Annotated in this window: 5 protein-coding genes; 4 read left to right on the plus strand and 1 reads right to left on the minus strand. The window is 46.7% G+C overall.

Annotated features, from left to right (window positions below):
* Positions 1–189, minus strand: a 189-nt coding sequence (locus B3D59_RS02620; protein ID WP_286817539.1) for an NAD(P)-binding domain-containing protein, incomplete at its 3' end; no start/stop codon positions are given.
* Positions 190–313: 124 nt separating this feature from the next.
* Between B3D59_RS02620 and B3D59_RS02625 the strand changes: the two genes are divergently transcribed.
* From B3D59_RS02625 to B3D59_RS02640, 4 genes are all read left to right on the plus strand, one after another.
* Entirely contained in the window at positions 314–649 is a 336-nt protein-coding gene (locus tag B3D59_RS02625; RefSeq protein ID WP_286817540.1) for a 4a-hydroxytetrahydrobiopterin dehydratase, read from the plus strand.
* An 87-nt stretch (positions 650–736) separates the two neighbouring features.
* A complete protein-coding gene (locus B3D59_RS02630; RefSeq protein ID WP_286817541.1) occupies positions 737–1,225 on the plus strand; it encodes a hypothetical protein in 489 nt (162 codons plus the stop codon).
* A 23-nt stretch (positions 1,226–1,248) separates the two neighbouring features.
* Entirely contained in the window at positions 1,249–1,461 is a 213-nt protein-coding gene (locus tag B3D59_RS02635) for a hypothetical protein (protein WP_286817542.1), read from the plus strand.
* 212 nt (positions 1,462–1,673) lie between these two features.
* A partial coding sequence (locus tag B3D59_RS02640; RefSeq protein WP_286817543.1) for a DUF748 domain-containing protein occupies positions 1,674–3,374 on the plus strand: 1,701 nt, incomplete at its 3' end.

Genomic DNA, 3,374 nt, shown 5'->3' on the forward strand with positions numbered 1-3,374 from the left:
AATGGTAAATACAACATCGGCACTCTTGACCGCATTTCGATATGAATCCGCCGCAATCGCCCCCTGTGCGACCAATTTTCGAATGGGTGCGGCAGAGCGGTTGAACACCGTCAAATTTTTGTTCTTTTTTAATAGATTTGCAGCCATACGGCTGCCCATAATCCCCAGTCCGATAAAGGCAAGTTCCATTTTACCTCCTTTTATGCGTATTCGGTATAGGCAGATAATATCATATTTGGGGGGCAAGATGACAGTGCCCAATAACTGATTATATTAAATCTATAAACAAAAACCAGATCGAACGGAGGTTATTATGGACAGCTTGATTACGCATAAATGTGTTCCCTGTGAAAAGGGCGGTTTAGTTGCAACAGCAGAAGAGATAGCAAATTTCAAACGCCAGGTGCCGGACTGGGAGATCGTTGATGTACAGGGAAACCAGACCCTGAAGCGAGAGTTTCGGTTTAAAAATTTTAAACAGGCCCTGGCCTTTGTTAACCGGGTGGGTGAGTTGGCTGAGGCCGAATATCATCATCCCACACTGGTTCTGGGATGGGGGCGTGTGGAAGTGTTGTGGACAACCCACAAAATAAAGGGCCTGCATAAAAATGATTTTTCAATGGCAGCCAAAACGGACGCTTTGGTTTGATTTTAAGTCACCATGAGACGGGTATGCGCCCAATAACTTCGTGTATTGTTTGGGTTGAAATAAAAAAAATATCATCAATTGCCCTCTTTGTTTTTTACGGACGGCATCCAGGCATGTAAGACGATTGGTTATGTCCGGCTGTCACCTGGTAACTACTATATTAAGTTCAGTATTATAAATGAAGACCAATACCCTGAAAATGATGTGCCTTTTGGCGCTTCTGGCTGCTTTCCCACCGTTATCAACGGACATGTATCTTCCGGCGTTGCCTTTGCTTCAACAAATTTGGCAGCAGCCTATGTCCGTGGTCAACCTTACCCTGAGCGGATTTTTCATCGGGTTTTGCATCAGTATGATGCTGTACTTGGCGGGGTCATCATGGCCTGGTTCTCCTGGAATTGGGTGTTTTTTATGCAGGCTGTCATGGGTATGATTGCCATGGGCGGCGTGTTTTGGCTCAAGGAGCCTTTGCAGGAACCCGAGAATGTCAGCATTTCTGAAACCATGGGGCTGTATCTGAAATTGTTTGGCAATCGGCGTTATATTGGTCTTGTCCTTCTTTTTTCTTTGGCTTAAGTCGGCCGCCAAGCAATTATCTGGTGCTGTTGCAGGTTGACCGGGGAGCGGGAACAGCATCCTCTCTTATGATTTTTCTCTATTTTATTGTGGCGGCATTTGCCATGTGGTTTATATCCCTTGACTGGACCGGCACCATTCACGTGATTGCCCGGATGGCTATTTTTTCTGCACTTTTCGTTCTTGCGATCTGGTTGCCGATGGTGAAAAAGCTCGACCTGAATGCCGGAGAGTAAATTCGGGTTTTGTTAGAGATCTTTTAAACTTTTTCAAGGGAGAACTTTTTTGCGGAAAGGCACCATGATATATGTGATGACTAACGGCCATGGCTCGATCTGGTTTTGTAAAAACATATAAATTGGAATCAGCCTATGACTTTTTATAGACGCAATTAAGGACTATATCCGGTACCGGAACCGAAAGAAATGGCTGTTTGTGGGGGAAAGTGATGAAGAAATATTTTACGGTGAAAATAGTGGCCTTAAGTGCCGTCATCCTGTTTGCCCTTTATCTGATTTTGACAGGACTTGTGGTACCCTGGGCCGGTAAACGCATTGCTGTTAACGCCCTGACCAAAACCCTTGAAAGGCAGACTCGGATTGAATCCATAACTTTTAATCCGTTCACCCTGGAAGCCCGGGTTAAAAATTTTGTTGTTGAAAGTAAAATCAAAGGGGAAAATTTGGCCTCGATTCAGGACGTTTATCTCAACCTGTCCGCCGCCTCCCTGCTTCATCTGGCCCCGGTGATTTCGGATGTTCAGGTGACAGCGCCTAAATTTTCTCTTCATTTGAATGAGGATAACTCCTTAAATATTTCAGACCTGCTTGAAGGGAATAACGAACCCACCGCACCGGAGCCTGAACCCGCTAAGGAAGGGTCCGATGCTTTGTTTGAGTTCAAGGTATTTAATGTAAAAATTACGGATGCGGCCCTGGTTTTCACCGATCATATCCGTTCGGTCACCCATTCAGTGACACAGCTGAACTTTGATCTTCCCCTGATCAGCAGCATGGAAAAGGATCTGGCAACGCCTATCAAAGCCGTTATGAATTGTCTGGTGAATAATTCCCGGCTGGATGTCAATGTAACGGGTGTCCCTTTTGACGCCACCCGGAAAATGTCGCTGTCACTGAGCATGCTGCCCCTGGATCTCAACTATTTTGTCCCTTATATTAATCTGCCGGCCCCTTATAAAATTAAATCCGCCGGTAACCTTGTCCTATCCGTTTCTGGCGAATATGAGATCCCGGCGGGGAAAACCGTTGAAGACCAAAAGCTTGCCCTTAACCTGCAAACCTTAGTGAAAAATTTTGATTTGGAGAATGTCTCCGGAGCCGATTTGTTCGTCTGCCCCTTGCTGAAAGTGGATGCATCGTCCCAGAATGTATTTGATATGAATTTTCTGGTGGACGAGGTATTGCTTGACCAGGCCTCTTTGTTTGTTGAACGCGATGCCCGGGGCGGCATCAATGTGGTTCCCGGAGGGCAGGGGATGAAAACGGCACAGCCCCCGGAGGCTTCCACCCGGACGTCGGATGCGTCAACCGTTGATACCCAGGGCGTTCAAGGTCAGGAACCAGCTGTGCAAGAAAACAAAAAACCGTTAAAACCGGTGATTGCACTATCCCTGCCCTTTACTGCGAAAATCAACCAGGCTGCCGTGAAAAATATGCATATCCGCTTCAGTGATAAGATGATATCGCCTGAGATGGTCAAAGAGATCTCCAGTCTGGACTTTAGCCTCACTGACATGAATGTCGGTTCCAAGGTTGAAGGAAAATATGACCTTCATATTCTGACCGGCGACGACGAAGAGATAAAAACCGCCGGAGAGTTTCATGTGCATAATGATCTGACCGCCAACGGCAATGTTTCCGTTAACGGTATTTCCCTTAAAAATTTCCGTCCCTATCTGGCACCCTATCTTGGCGATAATGTCACCCTTGAAAATGTGGCTGCCGCTCTAAATTTCAACATGGGTTTCTCCCAGGCCGGGTTGGGTGTTGAGGTATCCGACGGTCAGGTGACCCTGGATACATTCGGTCTGACCGAGCAGGGCAAAAAAGAGCCCCTGGTACAGTTCGACCGGCTGGCATTATCCGGGATCTCCTGCGACCTTTTAAAACAGGAGGCAGGCGTGCGGCTT

The organism is Desulfobacter sp. UBA2225, from assembly GCF_002348205.1.
Lineage (GTDB): Bacteria > Desulfobacterota > Desulfobacteria > Desulfobacterales > Desulfobacteraceae > Desulfobacter > Desulfobacter postgatei.